The sequence below is a fragment of the Acetobacter pasteurianus genome (assembly GCF_009914215.2).
GTDB lineage: Bacteria > Pseudomonadota > Alphaproteobacteria > Acetobacterales > Acetobacteraceae > Acetobacter > Acetobacter pasteurianus.
Map to the genome: position 1 here is coordinate 821,069 of NZ_CP039846.2, position 17,347 is coordinate 838,415.

At 58.0% G+C, this 17,347-nt stretch carries 13 protein-coding genes; 10 read left to right on the forward strand and 3 right to left on the reverse strand.

The window, feature by feature from the left end:
• Positions 1–126 precede the first annotated feature (126 nt).
• Complete coding sequence (locus FCN51_RS17285; protein WP_160256459.1) at positions 127–2,088, forward strand: lytic transglycosylase domain-containing protein; 1,962 nt, start codon at positions 127–129, stop codon at positions 2,086–2,088.
• Between the two features lie 139 nt (positions 2,089–2,227).
• On the opposite strand, the gene FCN51_RS17290 is transcribed toward FCN51_RS17285, so the two are convergent.
• Together FCN51_RS17290 and hpnH are read right to left on the reverse strand one after the other, a co-directional pair.
• Positions 2,228–3,610 carry a hemolysin family protein gene (locus FCN51_RS17290; protein WP_003625122.1) on the reverse strand — a complete coding sequence of 461 codons (1,383 nt, stop codon included), beginning with the start codon at positions 3,608–3,610 and terminating at the stop codon, positions 2,228–2,230.
• Between the two features lie 160 nt (positions 3,611–3,770).
• Positions 3,771–4,982: an adenosyl-hopene transferase HpnH gene (hpnH, locus tag FCN51_RS17295; RefSeq protein ID WP_006116953.1), complete on the reverse strand. Its 1,212-nt coding sequence runs from the start codon at positions 4,980–4,982 to the stop codon at positions 3,771–3,773.
• A 423-nt stretch (positions 4,983–5,405) separates the two neighbouring features.
• Between hpnH and dxs the strand changes: the two genes are divergently transcribed.
• From dxs to murA, 9 genes are all read left to right on the forward strand, one after another.
• Complete coding sequence (dxs, locus tag FCN51_RS17300) at positions 5,406–7,433, forward strand: 1-deoxy-D-xylulose-5-phosphate synthase (protein WP_012812449.1); 2,028 nt, start codon at positions 5,406–5,408, stop codon at positions 7,431–7,433.
• A 3-nt stretch (positions 7,434–7,436) separates the two neighbouring features.
• The gene (locus tag FCN51_RS17305) at positions 7,437–8,090 is read left to right on the forward strand and encodes an ABC transporter substrate-binding protein (RefSeq protein WP_003624952.1); all 654 of its coding nucleotides are present in this window, start codon (positions 7,437–7,439) and stop codon (positions 8,088–8,090) included.
• A gap of 80 nt (positions 8,091–8,170) precedes the next feature.
• The gene (gene hpnI, locus FCN51_RS17310; RefSeq protein WP_003624953.1) at positions 8,171–9,340 is read left to right on the forward strand and encodes a bacteriohopanetetrol glucosamine biosynthesis glycosyltransferase HpnI; all 1,170 of its coding nucleotides are present in this window, start codon (positions 8,171–8,173) and stop codon (positions 9,338–9,340) included.
• Between the two features lie 132 nt (positions 9,341–9,472).
• Positions 9,473–10,903 carry a hopanoid biosynthesis associated radical SAM protein HpnJ gene (hpnJ, locus tag FCN51_RS17315; protein ID WP_012812448.1) on the forward strand — a complete coding sequence of 477 codons (1,431 nt, stop codon included), beginning with the start codon at positions 9,473–9,475 and terminating at the stop codon, positions 10,901–10,903.
• 99 nt (positions 10,904–11,002) lie between these two features.
• Positions 11,003–11,890 (forward strand): hopanoid biosynthesis-associated protein HpnK, encoded by an 888-nt coding sequence (gene hpnK / locus FCN51_RS17320; RefSeq protein WP_003624956.1) that lies wholly within the window; start codon positions 11,003–11,005, stop codon positions 11,888–11,890.
• A gap of 288 nt (positions 11,891–12,178) precedes the next feature.
• The gene (locus tag FCN51_RS17325) at positions 12,179–13,978 is read left to right on the forward strand and encodes a carbohydrate porin (protein ID WP_160256460.1); all 1,800 of its coding nucleotides are present in this window, start codon (positions 12,179–12,181) and stop codon (positions 13,976–13,978) included.
• A gap of 106 nt (positions 13,979–14,084) precedes the next feature.
• Positions 14,085–14,315, forward strand: a complete 231-nt coding sequence (locus tag FCN51_RS17330) for a hypothetical protein (RefSeq protein WP_003624963.1) — start codon at positions 14,085–14,087, stop codon at positions 14,313–14,315.
• The gene (gene dcd, locus FCN51_RS17335; protein ID WP_012812446.1) at positions 14,306–14,860 is read left to right on the forward strand and encodes a dCTP deaminase; all 555 of its coding nucleotides are present in this window, start codon (positions 14,306–14,308) and stop codon (positions 14,858–14,860) included. Before FCN51_RS17330 ends, dcd begins: the two co-directional genes overlap by 10 nt.
• 8 nt (positions 14,861–14,868) lie before the next feature.
• Complete coding sequence (murA, locus tag FCN51_RS17340) at positions 14,869–16,131, forward strand: UDP-N-acetylglucosamine 1-carboxyvinyltransferase (protein WP_160256461.1); 1,263 nt, start codon at positions 14,869–14,871, stop codon at positions 16,129–16,131.
• A gap of 68 nt (positions 16,132–16,199) precedes the next feature.
• Here the strand turns inward: murA and FCN51_RS17345 are convergent, their stop codons facing one another.
• Positions 16,200–17,204 carry a DMT family transporter gene (locus FCN51_RS17345; RefSeq protein WP_160256462.1) on the reverse strand — a complete coding sequence of 335 codons (1,005 nt, stop codon included), beginning with the start codon at positions 17,202–17,204 and terminating at the stop codon, positions 16,200–16,202.
• Positions 17,205–17,347 lie beyond the last annotated feature (143 nt).

Sequence of the window (17,347 nt, forward strand, 5' to 3'; positions counted from 1 at the left end):
TAGAAATTATTCCGGTTTGACCTGTGCTGCACCACAGGGAATGCAACAATTTTTGAAGAACCTTTCCCTTTTCTTACAAACAGGAAACTTGCCTTTTAGGCTGGAAGGGCCTAGACCCCGCCAGCCATGCGAGCGATAGGTCAAATTCCTCATCAGATCGCGGCAAAAGCCATTCTGGCTGGTGCCGCCCTTTTGGCCAGCGCTTCCGTCGTTGTGACGAGAGCCCATGCCAAGCCCTCGGAAGCCGGGCCCGAACCGTACAGCGAAGAGCTGGCTATGGTTCTGCCGCGCCAGGCTTTCCCCGAAGGTGATGATGTTACACTTCCAAAACCTCTTCCTCCTGAAGTTGCCACTCAGGTGCGCGCTATCCTGCGCCTCCAGCAGCAGGGTGCGTTCACAGAAGCCATCAGCAGCACCACGCATCTGACAGATGCCACCCTGTTGGGTGAGCTCCAGGCAGACCGGTACCTGAATCCGAATTACCACCCCAATGCGACCGAGCTGCGGAACTGGCTGAAACAATACACCAGCTATGCCGATGCCCCGGCCATATGGGCGCGCCTGGCCGCGTTGCCCGAACGGGGTGGCCCCCTGCCACCTGCCCCACCGGCAGACCATCTGGCCCCGGCCCATGCCGCCCTTGCGGCTGGCCCACTGGCGCAGGAATTCACCCGCAACCCCCTGCTGGACCGCACCTTGCGTGAACGCACCACATGGGGGCTGAAGGGCGTGCACAGTGCGCTGCACCTTATCAGCATTACACCGGGCATGACGCCCGCCTACGCGGCCCAGCTACAGGCTGAAACCGCACAGGCCATGCTGGTTTCCGGTGAAACGGATATGGCGCTGGATATTGGCCGCACGGCCGTAAACATCTCGCGCGAGCGCAATGCACTGGCCAGCTACATTACCGGGCTGGCCCTGTGGCAGAAACAGGCTTACGCCGAGGCTATTCCGTTTTTTGAAAAAGCCTCCCACGCCCCGCGCGCCATGCCGGAAATGCGGGCCGCCTGCGCCTTCTGGGCTGCACGGGGGCACGAAAAAACCGGCAATGCCCATGCCCAGCACATCTGGCTCCAGCATGCGGCGGCTTTTCCGCGCAGTTTCTACGGGCTTTTGGCCTATCGTATGCTGCGGCCAGACCAGGCAGACCATGCGGCCTCCAGCGCCCATACGCACCCTGTTGGCTTTAAACCGCTGGAAAACAGCCCCGTTCCAGATAACGGCGCATCCTCCGCTCCGGTACTGACGGAAATTGATATTGAAGCCGTAGGCGCCACTGATGTTGGCCGCCGCGTGTTTGCCCTGCTACAGGTTGGTGAGCCGGAAATGGCTGAAAACGCCATCCGCCGCGCATGGCCAGACCTGCGGGACGTGACACTGGCACGGGCCTTTCAGCTTGTGGCCCAAACAGCCGGGCTGCATGATCTGGCCACAGAAATGGCCGATGCCCTGAACACCCATGCCGCCACGGCACAGAACGCAGAGGATACACCCCTGCCCCTGCTGCGCCCCCGGCACGGCTTTACCATGGACCCGGCCCTTGTTTACGCGCTGGCCCGTGTGGAATCGAACTTCGACCCACGCGCTGTTTCCGGCGCAGGGGCACATGGGCTGATGCAGATCCGCCCGCTTACGGCTGATTTTGTCACCAGTGAGTCCCCCACCAATATCAACCACCACTTCGTACATTCCGCCGAAGCCCTACATGACCCCAGCATCAATCTGGAAATCGGGCAGCGCTATGTGCAGTATCTGGCCGGGCTCACACGCCAGACCAGCCATACAGAGGCACGTGGTGGGGATATTATCCGCCTGCTGGCCAGCTATAATGCAGGGCCTTCCGCCCTTGCGCATTGGGAAAGCTCCACCGGCCCAGCCGCCAATGATCCGCTGCTGTTCATGGAACTGCTGCCCAACACGGAAACGCGGGATTACGTGCACCACACCCTCGCCTATCTGTGGATGTACGCCGCAAAGATGAAACTGCCCACACCCTCCCTTACAGCTTTGGCCCAAAGCACGTGGCCGGACTTTGAGGATGAAAAGGCACTGGCACATACGCTGAACACCCGCACCCTGCATTAAGGGTCTGCGGCGCAGTTTCAGTCGGCTTATCGCATACAAAAAGGGGCGCAGCTTTAACCGGCTGCGCCCCTTTTTTATGGCCTGTGGGCAGGCTGAACCTGCGCCTTAGGGCAGACCAAATGCCTGCCCTGTGAGCTCTTTAGTTCTCTGCCAGAGGCTGCCTGCTGGCCCGCACGCGGGAGACACGACGGCCTTCCATTTCCAGCACCTCAAACAGCCAACCTTCGTAAGCCACCTTGTCTCCCACCGCGGGCACACGGCGCAGAAGGGCCAGAATAAGCCCGCCCAGCGTATGGTAGCTGCCTTCTTCGGGCAGGGTTTTCAGGGCCAGACGGTCCTTCACTTCATCGGCGGATTCCGTGCCATCCAGCATCAGCACGGCATCGGGGGCTGGCTCTGTATGTAGGCGGGTGAGTTTTTGGGGCTCGTGAGATGTTTCACCCACAATGGCGTCAAACAGGTCAGACGCCGTAACAATGCCTTCAAACGCCCCGTATTCATCAAACACAAAGGCCATGCCCAGCGGGATGCTGCGCATGCGTTCCAGCATATCCAGTGCGGAAATGCTGTCTGGCACCACCACCATTGGGCGCAGCCCTGCCTCTATAGAGGCAGGCATGCCGTCCAGAACGCGGTCCAGCATATCCTTGGCCAGAACCACGCCTACGGGGTTATCCACCCCACCCTCGCACACCACAAGGCGGGCATAGGTGGTTTGCTTGAGCGCCTGCACCAGTGCCTCGCGCCCGGCATGGCGGTCTATCCACACCAGTTCGTTTCTGGGGGTCATGATGGCACGCACGGGCCTGTCTGCAAGGCGCAGCAGGCGTTCGATCATGGTGCGCTCTTCATGCTCCAGCACGCCCAGACGTGCGCCTTCTGCAATGTAGGCTTTCAGTTCTTCTTCCGTCAGCGTCTGGTTTACGGCATCTGCCGCACCCATCAGGCGCAAAACCACGTTGGAAGACTGGCGGAGCAACCACACCACCGGGCGGGTGGCATTGGCCAGAACTTCCAGCGGCGCAGCCAGGCGGGCCGCTACTTTTTCTGGCTCACGCAGGGCCAACTGCTTGGGCACAAGCTCACCCAGCACCAGCATGATGGCCGTAATCAGCACCACCACCACAATCATGGAAAGCTGCGGGGCAATGGGTTTAATGGCCGGAATACGCTCCAGCATGGGGGTAAGGTGCGCTTCTATCTGCACCCCACCAAATGTGCCTTCCAGAATGGAAACCAGTGTCATGCCCACCTGCACCGTGGGCAGGAAGATTTGCGGGTCTTCCGCCAGGCGCAAGGCCCGTTCGGCCCCGCGCACGCCTTGTTCCTGCAACATGACCAAACGGGGTTTACGCACGGAAATAAGCGCAAGTTCCCCCATGGCGAACACGGCGTTCAGTAACACCAGAAAGAAAATGACAAGAATGGAAAGTGCCATGAAAAACGATATGCCCTCTGTGTAGGGTACCCGCGTGGCGGGTTTCTGGCGGGCAGAATAGGGGATGATTTCCCCCAAAGCCACAGCTAGGCCATACAGGAACGCGTATTGCCTTATGCGGCGACCGTATGCCTGCCTTCCTGATAAAGCGGACCAATTCGGTATGTTTTGAAGGGCAAAGACAAAAAAAGAGCGGCCCCTTGCGGGAACCGCCCCTTTTTAAAACCCGATTCGGAAAGCCCGATCAGTCTGCCGCAGTGGCTTCTACTGCTGGCTTTGCTGCCGGAGCATCGTTCGCGCCTTCGGCTGTGCGAATCACCTTCACACGTGGGGCCTTTGCAGGCTTGCGTGCGGCAATGGCATCCATCTGTTCTTCCACCTGTTTGGAGAAGACGTACTGGGCCGGGCGCTGGTTTGCCAGCGAGATTTCCGGTGCCATTGGCTTTTCTGTTTCCGGGCCAAACAGCGCCACTTTGGCAATGTGCCAAGGGCGACGCACGGCATCCATAACAGCGGTGGATTCGTAACCGGAATGCACCATGCAGTCAGCGCATTTTTCGTAGTTCCCGGTGCCGTAATCATCCCACTTCGTGTCGTCCATCAGCTCACGGAAGGACTTGGCATAGCCTTCACCCAGCAGATAGCACGGGCGCTGCCAGCCAAACACGTTACGCAGCGGCTTGCCCCACGGCGTGCAGTGGTACTGTTCGTTCCCCGCCAGGAAGTTCAGGAACAGCGGAGACTGCGTAAACCGCCATTTGTGGCCCTTGCCCAAACGGAAGATATCGCGGAACAGCTGCTTGGTTTTCTGGCGGTTCAGGAAGTGTTCCTGATCCGGTGCGCGTTCGTAAGCATAACCCGGTGCGGTCATGATTCCGTCCACGCCCATTGCCATCACTTCATCAAAGAAGCTGGCAACGCGCTGCGGGTCTGCGCCATCAAACAAGGTGCAGTTGATGGAAACACGGAAGCCGCGTTCCTTGGCTTTTTTAATGGCGGCCACGGCACGTTCATACACCCCATCCTGACAGACGGAGGAATCGTGCATGGTTTTGTCACCATCCAGATGCACATCCCAAGAGAAGAAGGGGGATGGTTCATATTCATCCATCTTCTTTTCAAGCAGCAGGGCATTTGTGCACAGATAGACGTATTTCTTACGTGCAATCAAACCGCGAATAATCTGCGGCATTTCCTTGTGCAACAGCGGTTCACCGCCGGCCACAGCCACAACTGGCGCGCCTGCTTCGGCATCCGCATCCATGCATTCCTGCACAGTCATGCGCTGGTTCAGAATAGCAGCCGGATAGTCGATCTTCCCGCAACCTGCGCATGCCAGATTGCAGCGGAAAAGCGGCTCAAGCATCAGCACAAGCGGATAGCGCTTCCGCTTCTTGAGATGCTGTGTGACGACATATTTGCCGACCCTGACGGCCTGCATTATCGGTACGGCCATAAACCCCCGCTCCGGCGCATCACTTACGCCCGTATCGTGACTGGAAAGAACTTGTTCAGTTCAGTGTGTAACAAGAAACGCGGCCGTGCGACCCGCGGCAAGTATTTCCGCCCTGAGCCATCAGGTGGTCAGACAGAATACTGAATACACGCGTTACGCGGCCACGCATGAAAGAAGATATTGGCCTGCATATATGTTGTGTGGTTTGTCAAGCTCAAGTGTTTTCACACTCCTGTTGCAAAAAGGCCACATTCGGCGGCTTGTTTTGTTTCAATACTTGCGTTCTTGCGTGAAACATTAAACCACATGCCATCGGATCGCGATGTCTGTCGGCATGCAAACGCGGCGTAAGACACACTCCGGGTTGCGTCATTCGCCCAGATATCAGACAGCAGCCCGCAACAAAAAGATGGAAACGATCGCATGGACAGTTCTCAGGATAAGAACGCGCCTTCACCGATTCCGACGTTAGGGCGTTTTCCTGCGCTGGACCGGGTTGAGTATCCGGCGGACCTGCGCAATCTCTCGGTTGAGCAGCTCAAGCAGGTTGCGGATGAGCTGCGGGCCGAAACGGTGGACGCGGTTTCCACCACGGGGGGGCACCTTGGCGCCTCCTTGGGTGTTGTGGAGCTGACGGTTGCCCTGCATGCGGTGTTTGACACCCCGGATGACAAGGTGATCTGGGATGTGGGCCACCAGGCCTACCCTCACAAGATTCTGACCGGGCGGCGTGACCGTATCCGCACCCTGCGCCAGCCGGGTGGCCTGTCCGGCTTTACCCGCCGCGCAGAAAGCAAATACGATCCGTTTGGCGCAGCCCATTCCTCCACCTCCATTTCCGCCGGACTCGGCATGGCCGTGGCCCACCACCTGCGGGCGGAGGAAGACCCCAGCTACCGCGAACGCAATGTGATTGCCGTGATCGGTGATGGCTCCATTTCCGCCGGTATGGCGTATGAGGCCATGAACAACGCCGCCGTGGCTGGCCCCGGTGCGGAACGGCTGATTGTCATCCTGAACGACAACGAGATGTCCATTGCCCCGCCTGTGGGGGCGATGTCGAACTACCTGTCGCGCCTGATGTCTTCGCGCAAATTCATGGGACTGCGCGAACTGGCTGGCAAGTTCGTCAAAAAACTGCCCGCCCCCGTGGAACGCACGGCCCGCAAGGCCGATGAATATGCCCGCGGCATGATCACCGGCGGCACGCTGTTTGAAGAACTGGGTTTCTACTATGTTGGCCCCGTAGATGGGCATGACCTGCCGCAACTGGTCTCTATCCTGCGCAACCTGCGCGATACGGATAACGGCCCCATCATGCTGCATGTCATCACGGAAAAAGGCCACGGCTATCAGCCAGCCGAAAAAGCCGGAGACAAGTATCACGCCGTTGCCAAGTTCAACGTGGTTACCGGTGAGCAGAAAAAAGGCCCCGCAGGCCCGCCGAGCTACACTTCCGTGTTCTCGCGCGAACTCACACGCCGTGCTGCTACCGACAACAAGATTGCCGCCATCACCGCCGCCATGCCTTCTGGCACGGGGCTGGATGCCTTTGCCAAGGCTTACCCGGACCGGTTTTTTGATGTGGGCATTGCCGAGCAGCATGCCGTCACCTTTGCTGCCGGTATGGCTACGGAAGGGCTGCGCCCGTTCTGCGCCATCTATTCCACCTTCCTCCAGCGCGCCTATGACCAGGTGATGCACGATGTGGTGCTGCAAAAGCTGCCCGTGCGCTTTGCCATTGACCGCGCCGGTCTGGTGGGGGCCGATGGCGCCACCCATGCGGGCTCCTTCGACATCGCCTATCTGGGCTGCCTGCCGGGCATGACCATCATGGCCCCATCGGACGAGCTGGAACTGCTGCACATGACAGCAACTGCCGCCCTGTTTGATGAAGGCCCGATTGCCCTGCGCTACCCACGTGGCAGCGGCCTTGGGCTGGACCTGCCCGCAGAAGGCACACCGCTGGAAATTGGCAAGGGCCGCATCATCCGTGAAATGGGTGGGCAGTCTGGCCCCGAAAAAGGTGGCGTGGCCATTCTCTCGCTTGGCCCGCGTCTGGCCGAGTGTCTGAAAGCTGCGGACATGCTGGCCGCTCATGGCCTGCCGCCCACGGTGGCTGATGCCCGCTTTGCCAAGCCGTTTGATACGGAACTGGTGGAAAATCTGGCCCGCAACCATGCGGTGCTGATCACCATTGAGGAAGGTTCGGAAGGTGGCTTTGGCTCCCTTGTCGGGCACCATCTGGCCCGCACCGGCCTGCTTGATAACGTGCGCTTCCGCCCCCTCACCCTGCCAGACCGCTTCATCGACCATAACACTCAGGCCGCCCAATACGCCGAGGCCGGTCTCTCCGCTCCGCACATCGTCGGGACCGCTCTAAGCGCGTTGGGCATCGGTGACATGCTCGAAGCGACCTTGCCAAACCGCGCAACCGGGACAAAATCTTAAGCCATGAAACGCTTTTCTATTCGTGCAGGCCTTGTGTTTGGTATGACCATGGCCCTCCTTCCGGTTGCTGGCGCTGGCATTTCCGCTCCGGCAGCTTTTGCCCAGTCTGCTCCGGCAAGCGCCGTAAGCGCGCCTATCCAGACGCTGTACAAAGCGCTGGATCAGGTTCAGAACGCGCACAGCAGCTTTGCTGATCGCAGCCAGATGGTTGCGGGTGCAGTGGATCAGGCTTACGACCTTGAAGCCGTGCTGAAAGCCTCTGTTGGCCTGCGCTATGATAGCCTGAGCCCGAGCGACAAGCAGAACCTGCTGGCAGCGTTCCGCAACTTTACCATTGCGCGCTATGTCTCCAGCTTTAAGCCCGGTTCTGGCGCACGCTTCACCGTTTCTCCGTCTGTTACGGATGCCCCTGCTGGCGGTGGCAAGATTGTAGAAACCCATATCGGGTCTGATGACAGCATGCCCGGCACGGCTGTAAGCTACATCATGCACAACGAAGGTGGTGCATGGAAAATTACCGATGTGCTGCTCAGCGATTCCCGCATCAGCCAGGCGGCTGCCCAGCGGTCTGACTTCAGCTCCACGCTGAATTCTGGCGGCGTGCAGGGCCTGATTAACGTGCTGAACCGCAAGGTTCAGAGCTACTCCAAAGATTAAGCAGAAGCGAGAAGCAGTATCGTGCGCCGCAGCGGAAAGAAAACAGCGCCCCGACGGGGCCATAAAACGGTTGAGGTGTAATGTCCGCCTTTCCGTTTCTAGCTGCGGCCAGCGCGGTGCTGGCTGTTACCGGCTGCGTGCAATCTGCTTTGGGGGCGGGCCTTCTGGCCCGTTTCCGCCGCAAGGAGCACAAGCCGGTTGTTCTTGAAAACAACCCACCCATTACGGTTTTAAAGCCGCTTTATGGCTCTGAGCCCCTGCTGGAAGAAGCTCTGGAAAGCTTTTGCACGCAGGATTATCCAGAAGTGCAGATACTGTTTGGCGTGCGCGATGCAGATGATCCGGCCATAGCCATTGTGCGCCGCCTGCAAGAACGCCACCCCGAACTGGATATGGATCTGGTGGTTAACCCCGTGCTGCACGGGCTAAACCGCAAGATCAGCAACCTTATGAATATCCTGCCGCAGGCCAAGCACGATATTCTGGTTATTTCCGATTCTGATATTCATGTCAGCCCGGATTATCTTCAACATATCGTGGCTGGGCTGAACAAACCCAACACGGGGCTGGTGACCACCCTGTATGCGGGGCTGCCTGCCAAGCATACCGTGGTGCAAATGCTGGCGGCTTGCCAGATCAACCACAACTTCCTGCCCGGCGTGATTCTTTCCCGCTATCTGGGCCGGCAAGACTGCCTGGGCGCAACCATGGCCCTGCGGCGTGAAACGCTGGAACAGGTGGGTGGGCTGGAAGCCCTGCTGCCGCATGTGGCGGATGATGCCCTGCTGGGCCGTCTGGTGCGCCAGTTAGGCATGGATATTACCATTGCCGACTGCCTAACATGGACCACCATTGCCGAATCCAGTTTTACAGAATTGTTAAAACATGAGCTCAGATGGGGCCGCACAGTCTGCACGCTTGCACCGGCGGGCTATGCGGCCTCTTCAATCCAGCTTCCACTGTTCTGGGCTACGCTTGTGGTGTTGTTCCAACCCCATGCTGCGTGGACACTCCCTTTTTTCTGGGGGGTATGGGGCTTTCGCTGCCTTACCGCGTTAATGATAGACCGCACCGTGGGGTCTCGCCCGCTGTGGCCGCTTCTGCTTTTGCCTGTGCGGGACTGGCTTTCCGCCGCCATTATGGTGGGCAGCGCATCCGGCACGGAAGTGCACTGGCGGGGGCAAACCATGCATGTGGCCCCGCACCCGGTTGGGCCGCCTTCATCTGGTGGTCTTTCCGCCAGACAGTAAGCCCGGCGCACGCAACACTTGCCTTATGCTAACAGCCCAGAGTAAATCCCTCAGCTAAATGACCATGGAAGCCTTGCAGACCGCTTTTTTGCCGGCTCCAACCGCTTCACGCCCTTGTCAGGATAAAAACCGATGACGATGAGAACACTTTTCCTGCAGCCCCCGACTTTTGACGGTTTTGATGGTGGCGCAGGCTCGCGCTATCAGGCACGGCGCGAAATCAAATCCTTCTGGTATCCGACATGGCTGGCCCAGCCCGCTGCAATGGTTGAAGGCAGCCGCCTGATTGATGCGCCGCCCGCCGGCATTGGCATGGAACCAATTCTGGAAGACGTTAAAAACCGCGATCTGGTTATTCTGCACACCTCCACCCCATCCTTCGCCAAGGATGTGGAAGTGGCGCAGATGCTTAAAGACGTGAACCCCAACCTGAAAATCGGGATGGTGGGCGCAAAGGTTGCTGTTCAGCCAGAAGAAAGCCTGCTGAAGGGTGCGCCGATTGATTTTGTGGCCCGCAATGAATTTGATTACACAATCAAGGAAATTGCCGAAGGCCGTGATTTCAAGGACGTAGACGGCATTACGTGGCGCAACAAGGATGGTGAAATCATCACCAACCGTGACCGCGCCATGATTGAAGACATGGACAGCCTGCCCTTCGTGACCGAAGTGTACAAGCGGGATCTGCGCATTGAGGACTACTTTATCGGGTACCTCATGCACCCCTACATTTCCATTTACACGGGCCGCGGCTGTAAATCTCGCTGCACGTTCTGCCTGTGGCCGCAAACGGTGGGTGGCCATCGCTACCGCACACGCAGCCCGCAGCACGTTGCGGCTGAAATCCGTCTGGCCAAGCAGTACTTCCCGCAGGTGAAAGAGTTCTTCTTTGATGATGACACCTTCACCGATGACCTGCCGCGTGCAGAAGCCATTGCGCGTGAACTGGGCAAGCTGGGTGTAACGTGGTCCTGTAACGCAAAAGCCAATGTGCCGCGCGAAACGCTGAAAGTGCTGCGTGATAACGGCCTGCGCCTGCTTCTGGTTGGGTATGAAAGCGGCAACCAGCAGATCCTTCATAACATCAAGAAGGGTATGCGCGTTGAAGTGGCGCGTGAGTTCACCAAGAACTGCCACGAACTTGGTATTAAAATCCACGGCACCTTCATTCTGGGTCTGCCGGGTGAAACCAAGGAAACCATTCAGGAAACCATCCGCTTCGCGCAGGAAATCAACCCGCACACACTGCAGGTTTCCTTGGCTGCACCGTATCCGGGCACGGCCCTGCACAAGCAGGCCACGGAAAACGGCTGGCTGGATGAAACCAACGCAGAACTGCTGGATGATAACGGCGTGCAGATTGCACCGCTGCATTACCCGCACTTGTCCCACACGGAAATCTTCAACAGCGTGGAAGACTTCTACAAGAAGTTCTACTTCCGCGCGCCCAAGATTGCCTCCATTCTGGGTGAAATGGTGCGTTCTCCGCAGATGATGAAGCGCCGCCTGCGTGAAGGCGTGGAATTCTTCCAGTTCCTTAAAAACCGTAAGGACGCTGCGTAACCTACGCATGCCACATGGGCGGGGGCAAAATGCCTCCGCCCATGACATTTCCCCCCTGCCGGTGCTAGATACTGCCGGAGCAAGATCAGGGGTTCTGTTATGAAACGCGCCATTATCTCAGCCGATGATTTCGGCATGTCTGTTGAAGTGAATGAGGCAATCGAACTTGCCCATCGCAATGGCCTGCTTTCAACAGCCAGCCTCATGGTTGCGGGTGAGGCTGTAGATGACGCCATAGAACGCGCCAAACGCCTGCCTACCCTTAATGTTGGCCTGCACCTTGTGGTGATAGAAGGCCCCGCTGTTCTGCCCCACACCAGCCTGCCACTTATTACCCAGCCTGATGGATGGTTTTCATCCTCGCAATTTGGCTTGGGGGTGGATTACTTCTTCCGCCCTGAAGGACGGAGAGAACTGGAAGCCGAAATTACCGCCCAGTTTGAAGCCTTCCGCCGCACCGGCCTGAGGCTGGACCACGCCAATGCCCACAAACACATGCACCTACACCCCACGGTGGGGCACCTGCTTGTAACCATTGGCAAACGCTATGGGCTGAACGCCGTGCGCGTGCCGCTGGAACCGCCCGAACCCCTTTATGCCGCTGGCACCTATACAGATACGCTGGGTGATGCCGCCCTCCGCCGCTGGACAAGCCTTTTGCGCCATCAGGCCCATGCCGCGGGCATGAAAACAAATGACTGGTGCTTTGGGCTGGCATGGAGCGGCCACATGACAACAGACCGCGTGGCCGCACTGGCCGCGCATCTGCCCGAAGGTGTTTCTGAAATCTACTTCCACCCCGCCACACATAAAAACGCCCTGCTGAAAAGGCTGATGCCAACGTATGAGCAGGAAGCCGAGTTCAAAGCTTTGTGTTCTCCGGGCTTTCGGGCCGGGCTGGAACATGCCCATGCGCAGCTTTGCGGCTGGCAGGATTTGAAGATGCCGCAGGACAATGTACCACCTGTTGCAAAATTACCGTTATAACAAAAAATACATCTCGTTATTGGCTTTTATTTCATTATTGACCGGTTTTAGGAAATATTATTACAAATGCCAGCTTGACCACACACATCGCTTCTGTTTGTGATGAGGGGCCAACAACCAAAAACAACAATAATGGTTTGTCCCATGCCTTTCATCTTCAGCTCTCGTGCTTTGCGTTCATCCGCTGCCTTTGCGCTAAAAGGTGAATTGTCCACCTATCTGCGCTGGCTCGCCATGCTGCCTTAAACAGACAGGCAAGCTCTGCGGAGCTTTTTCCTCACCAGCATTGTGGTCAACATTTCCGACACTCATGATTTTGCGGGAAGCGGAATGACTTTTTTAAAAACATGCCGCCATAAAGCGGAGCATGATATGCCTGGGCGTGCATTTCCTACCGCCCTTTCTGCGCTGCTTGCAGGTTGCGCGGCTGTTGTATTGCCCGTTGGCGCACACAATGCGGCACAGGCGCAAAGCACATCTCCGCTTACGGCCCAAACGGCCGTGGCACCTGTATCCGATGCAATTGTAACACCCGGAGCCAACAAGGTACACGCAGGCCCCGCGCAGGCAGGCCGCCCGCTGGATGCCGAATCACTCGGCCCGGACCTTAACGCCATTCGGCGCCCACCCAACACGCCTATCCCGCCCAGCGGTGTGCCTGTTCTGCCGTTTCCCGGTATGGCCACCATGAGCGTGCAGCCTGTAGGCCCATCGGGCGATGCCTCGGCCTTTCATAAGGTGGAGCTGGATTCCATTCTGGCCACAGAAGGCCCTTCACGCATATTGCCCCCCAATCTGGATGCATTGCGAGATACGGATTTGAATGATCCGTACTATGTGCCCACGGCGGGGTCTGGCGCGCTTATTCCGCAGCTCAGCCCGTTCCGAAACCGGCTGCGTGAAAAAGGCTTTACCTTTTCCTTCACCTATAAGGGCGAAGCCAACGGCCTGTTTGCCGGTGGCCGACCGGGGGAAAAAGGCACCAGCTACGTGCATGAACTCACCCTTCAGGCCATTTTCGATCTGGGCAAAATGGACCCCAGACTGGGCGGGTGGTCTGTGCATACACTGGTGATGGAACGTGCGGGCAAGGCCATTCAGGGCCCGCGCGTGGGCGAATCCTACGTTGGCTTGCAGGAAGTGTATTCTCTTTCCGGCAACGTGGTGGCCCATCTGGTGGACCTGTATGCCGAAAAGAAATTCCGCAACAACACGCTGGATGTCATTTTCGGGCGTATGTCGCTCACCCATGTGTTTGCTACATCGCCTCTGCTCTGCTCGTTCATGGTGACATGTTCTGCGCCTGTGGCCATCAAGCAGAATCCGGGCATGAGCGTGTATCCAAAAGCCACATGGGGGGCGCGCATCCGCTTCCGCCCCACATGGGATACGGCTATCCAGATTGGCGCGTATTCGGTTGGCGCGTTGAACGAAAACCCCTCCGGCTGGGCATGGGGCGCGGAACACGCCACTGGTATTTCCCTGCCCATCGAATTTACGTGGCAGCCCTTTTTAACGCGCAACCGCCTGCCGGGGCATTACGTGCTGGGCTATGCGCACGATACCACGCGCTATGCCGATAAAATTGGCTCGGCCCTGCCAAGTGCTGTTGCCGCACAGGTGCCCGGCGCACGCTCTGCCCCGTCTGACATGTTCTGGCTGGAAGCAGACCAGATGGTGTACCGCCTTGGTGGCCGTAACATGATGGCCGGTGGCTATCTGATGGGCGGCTACATTCATGTGACCCCGCGCGCCGTTAATGTGTCTGACCAGTTGTATGGCGGCATCTCCCTCGTGGGGGTGATTCCCTCACGCATGACAGACCGATTGGGCATGATGTTCTCATGGTACAAGGTCAGCAACCGGCGGCGGCAGAGTGAGCAGCTTGCGCTGGATGGCGGATACGGCCTGCCAAGTGGTGTGTATGGCGTGCAGCATTCGTCTGACGTGATTGAGGCCTATTACGGTATTGATGCCCTGCCCGGCCTGCTGGTGCAGCCAGAGTTCCAGTATATGATTCACCCCGGTGAAACACATAAAATCCGCAATGCGGGCATGATGGGCCTTAAGGTTATTGCCAACCTCTAGCAGGTTTTGCCCATACGCATGCAGTCTGCCCTAGTCAGGGCGGGCTGCCTCTGCTAGTCAGCCTGTCGAACGTTCAACCTACGCGACTGGCCTGCTGCATACCGGCATGACTGATACGCCCGAAAACACATCTTCCGGCCCCCGCCTTTCCTCTAAAGCGGAAGCTGCCCGCGCCGAGCGTATGGCCCGGCAGGCTGCGGCGCTGCGTGCCAATTTGCGCCGCCGCAAGGAACAGGCACGCACCCGGCAGGACTCAACAGATTCTGCCACCCCCACCAGTTCTGAACCCGGCGCACAAAACCGCCACCCTACCGGAGAAGACAAGACATGCCCGTGATGCCAGATACATGGATCCGCCAGATGGCTCAGGACCACGGCATGATTGAACCGTTTGTGGAAAACCAGAAGCGCGAAGGCGTTATTTCCTACGGTCTTTCCTCCTACGGGTATGATGCCCGCGTGGCTGATGACTTCCGTATTTTTACGGATGTAAACAACGCTATTGTGGACCCCAAGAACTTCAGCCCGGATGGCTTTGTTTCCCGCCGAGCCGATGTGTGCATTATTCCGCCCAACAGCTTTGTGCTGGCACATACTATTGAATACTTCCGTATCCCGCGTGATGTACTGGTGGTGTGCTTGGGCAAATCCACCTATGCGCGCTGCGGCATTATCGTCAACGTCACCCCTTTAGAGCCAGAATGGGAAGGACAGGTGACGATCGAGATCAGCAACACAACGCCCCTGCCCGCACGCATTTATGCCAATGAAGGCATCTGCCAGTTCCTGTTCTTCAAGGGTGAAAGCCCGTGTGAAGTCAGCTACGCAGACCGTGCTGGCAAGTATATGGGCCAGCGTGGCGTTGCCACCCCGCGGATGTAAGAAAGACCATGGATCGTTTCATCATCCGGGGCGGACGCCCCCTGCACGGCGAAATTACTATTGGCGGTGCCAAGAACGCAGGCCTGAAACTGCTGGTGGCCGGGCTGCTGACATCTGAACGGCTGGTGCTTTCCAACGTGCCGCGCATTGCCGATATCGGCACCATGCGCGCCCTGCTGCGCCAGCATGGGTTGGAAGTGGAAGACGTAAACGGTGATGGTTCCACCATTTCCGTTGGCGGTGACATTACCAACACCGAAGCGCCGTATGACATTGTTTCCAAAATGCGCGCCTCCATTCTGGTGCTTGGGCCCCTGCTGGCACGCTGCCATGAAGCACGTGTTTCCCTGCCCGGTGGGTGTGCCATTGGCACACGCCCGGTGGATATGCACCTTCGGGGGCTGGAAACTTTGGGCGCAGAAATTACGCTGGAAAACGGCTACATCAACGCCAAGGCTCCCAAGGGGCTGAAGGGCGAGCGGGTCATTCTGCCGTTTGCCTCTGTTGGGGCCACAGAAAATATCATGATGGCCGCTACCCTTGCCAAAGGGCGCACGGAAATTGTGAATGCCGCGCGTGAGCCGGAAATGGTGGATCTGGCCAACTGCCTGAACGCCATGGGCGCACGTATTTCTGGCGCTGGCACCGGCACCATTACCATTGATGGTGTAGAAGCCCTGCACGGTGCCCACCACCGCATTATGCCAGACCGTATTGAATGCGGCACCTATGCCTGCGCCGCCGCCATTACGGGGGGTGACCTGCGCCTGATTGATGGGCATGTGGACCATCTGGGAGCTGTGGTGCGCGCGCTGGAAGAAACCGGCGTGGAAGTGACGCAGGAAGGCAACACCATGCGTGTACGCCGCACCGGTGCGCTGCGTGGCATTGATATCATGACAGAACCCTACCCCGGTTTCCCCACAGATATGCAGGCCCAGTTTATGGCCCTGCTTTCTGTGGCCGAAGGGGCCTCCATGATTACGGAAACCATTTTTGAAAACCGTTTCATGCATGTGCCGGAGCTTAACCGCATGGGCGCACGCATTAACGTGCATGGATCTTCCGCTATTATCCGCGGCGTGCACAGCCTTTCTGGCGCACCTGTTATGGCGACTGATTTGCGGGCATCTTTCTCACTCATTCTGGCAGGGCTTGCCGCACATGGGGAAACCATCCTCAGCCGCGTGTATCATCTGGACCGGGGGTATGAAGCTGTGGAACGCAAACTGGCCGCCTGTGGCGCACAGATTGAGCGCGTGCGAGACTAATATACTGCTCACAGCATAGCGTTTTAAAAACGGGTGGTGGCAACAATGCCCCACCCGTTTTTTTATGTTCAGGCTTCCGGGGCTGTTTCCTCGCTTACGGCAAAGCCAATCAGGCCGCCCATAACGGCAATAAGGCCCACGTAATCTGCCATTCCCAATGAAATACTGCCCAGCAGCAGAGCTTCTCCCGCCAATGTAAACCCAACCTCTCCCGCCTGTGTGGCATCCACGGCGGCAATCAGATACGGATCTGATGATAGGTTACGGGCATAGGTGAACAGTGGTGTGGCCAAGCAGCCTGCAAACAGCGCAATAAGGCCCGTAGATGTTATCTGCCCCATATCTGGCAATGGGGGGCGCACCAGTACCAAAAGCCCCGCAAAAAACGGCAGGGCGCCGAGTGTCATCAACAAAACAGCGGCCAGTGGATCTCGCAACAGTGCAGCATGCGGCCCGGCCTGATGCCGGAACCGATTAAGCAACTGGTTGCCTATAGGGTAACAGAACGCCGCCACCAGCAACGGCACCACGCCAGAGACAATTTGTGCCAATGGCACGCCAGCTTCCAACCGCCCTGCATTGAGAATAACAATACCGGCAAAAATCAGCACCAGAAACGCCACACCACGTAAGGGCACCTTGCCACCAAAGGCCCATAGCACCACAGGCGTGGCCAGAATGGTGCTTTGCCACGTGGCCGCAACTATCCAACCGGGCGCATGATTGGCCGCAAAACAGCAACACGCGTAAAAGGCACCATACCCAATGCCGCCCGCCACCAGCCAGAAGCGCAGCTTTTGCCAGAACAGATGCCAGATTGCCCCTACCCAGCGCGGACCTTTGGCCACAAAACCCCACACCAACAGCAGCAAAGCGGTTTCAATATACCGGAGTGCGGCACTCCACACCCAGTGCCCGCCATGCAGGCTGATGGACCTGTTGAGCACAAAGGTGACAGAAAACAACGCCGAGGCCACCAGCCCTAACCCGATAAGCCGAGGTGCCCCCGTGCCACCATGCTGTATATCTGCGCCTGCCAGAATGGGCGCTGCTGCTGTGTTTTTCTCCACCATATCTGCGCCCCTGTTTTATCCTCACACCACGCTTTTCAACCATGAACAGGCAAAGCCTGCCCTTTATTCTGTGCGATGTGTTAACGAATAATACAAGAGCACACCCCCTGCTGCGCGCATACAAAAAAGCCGGAGCAGGCTGA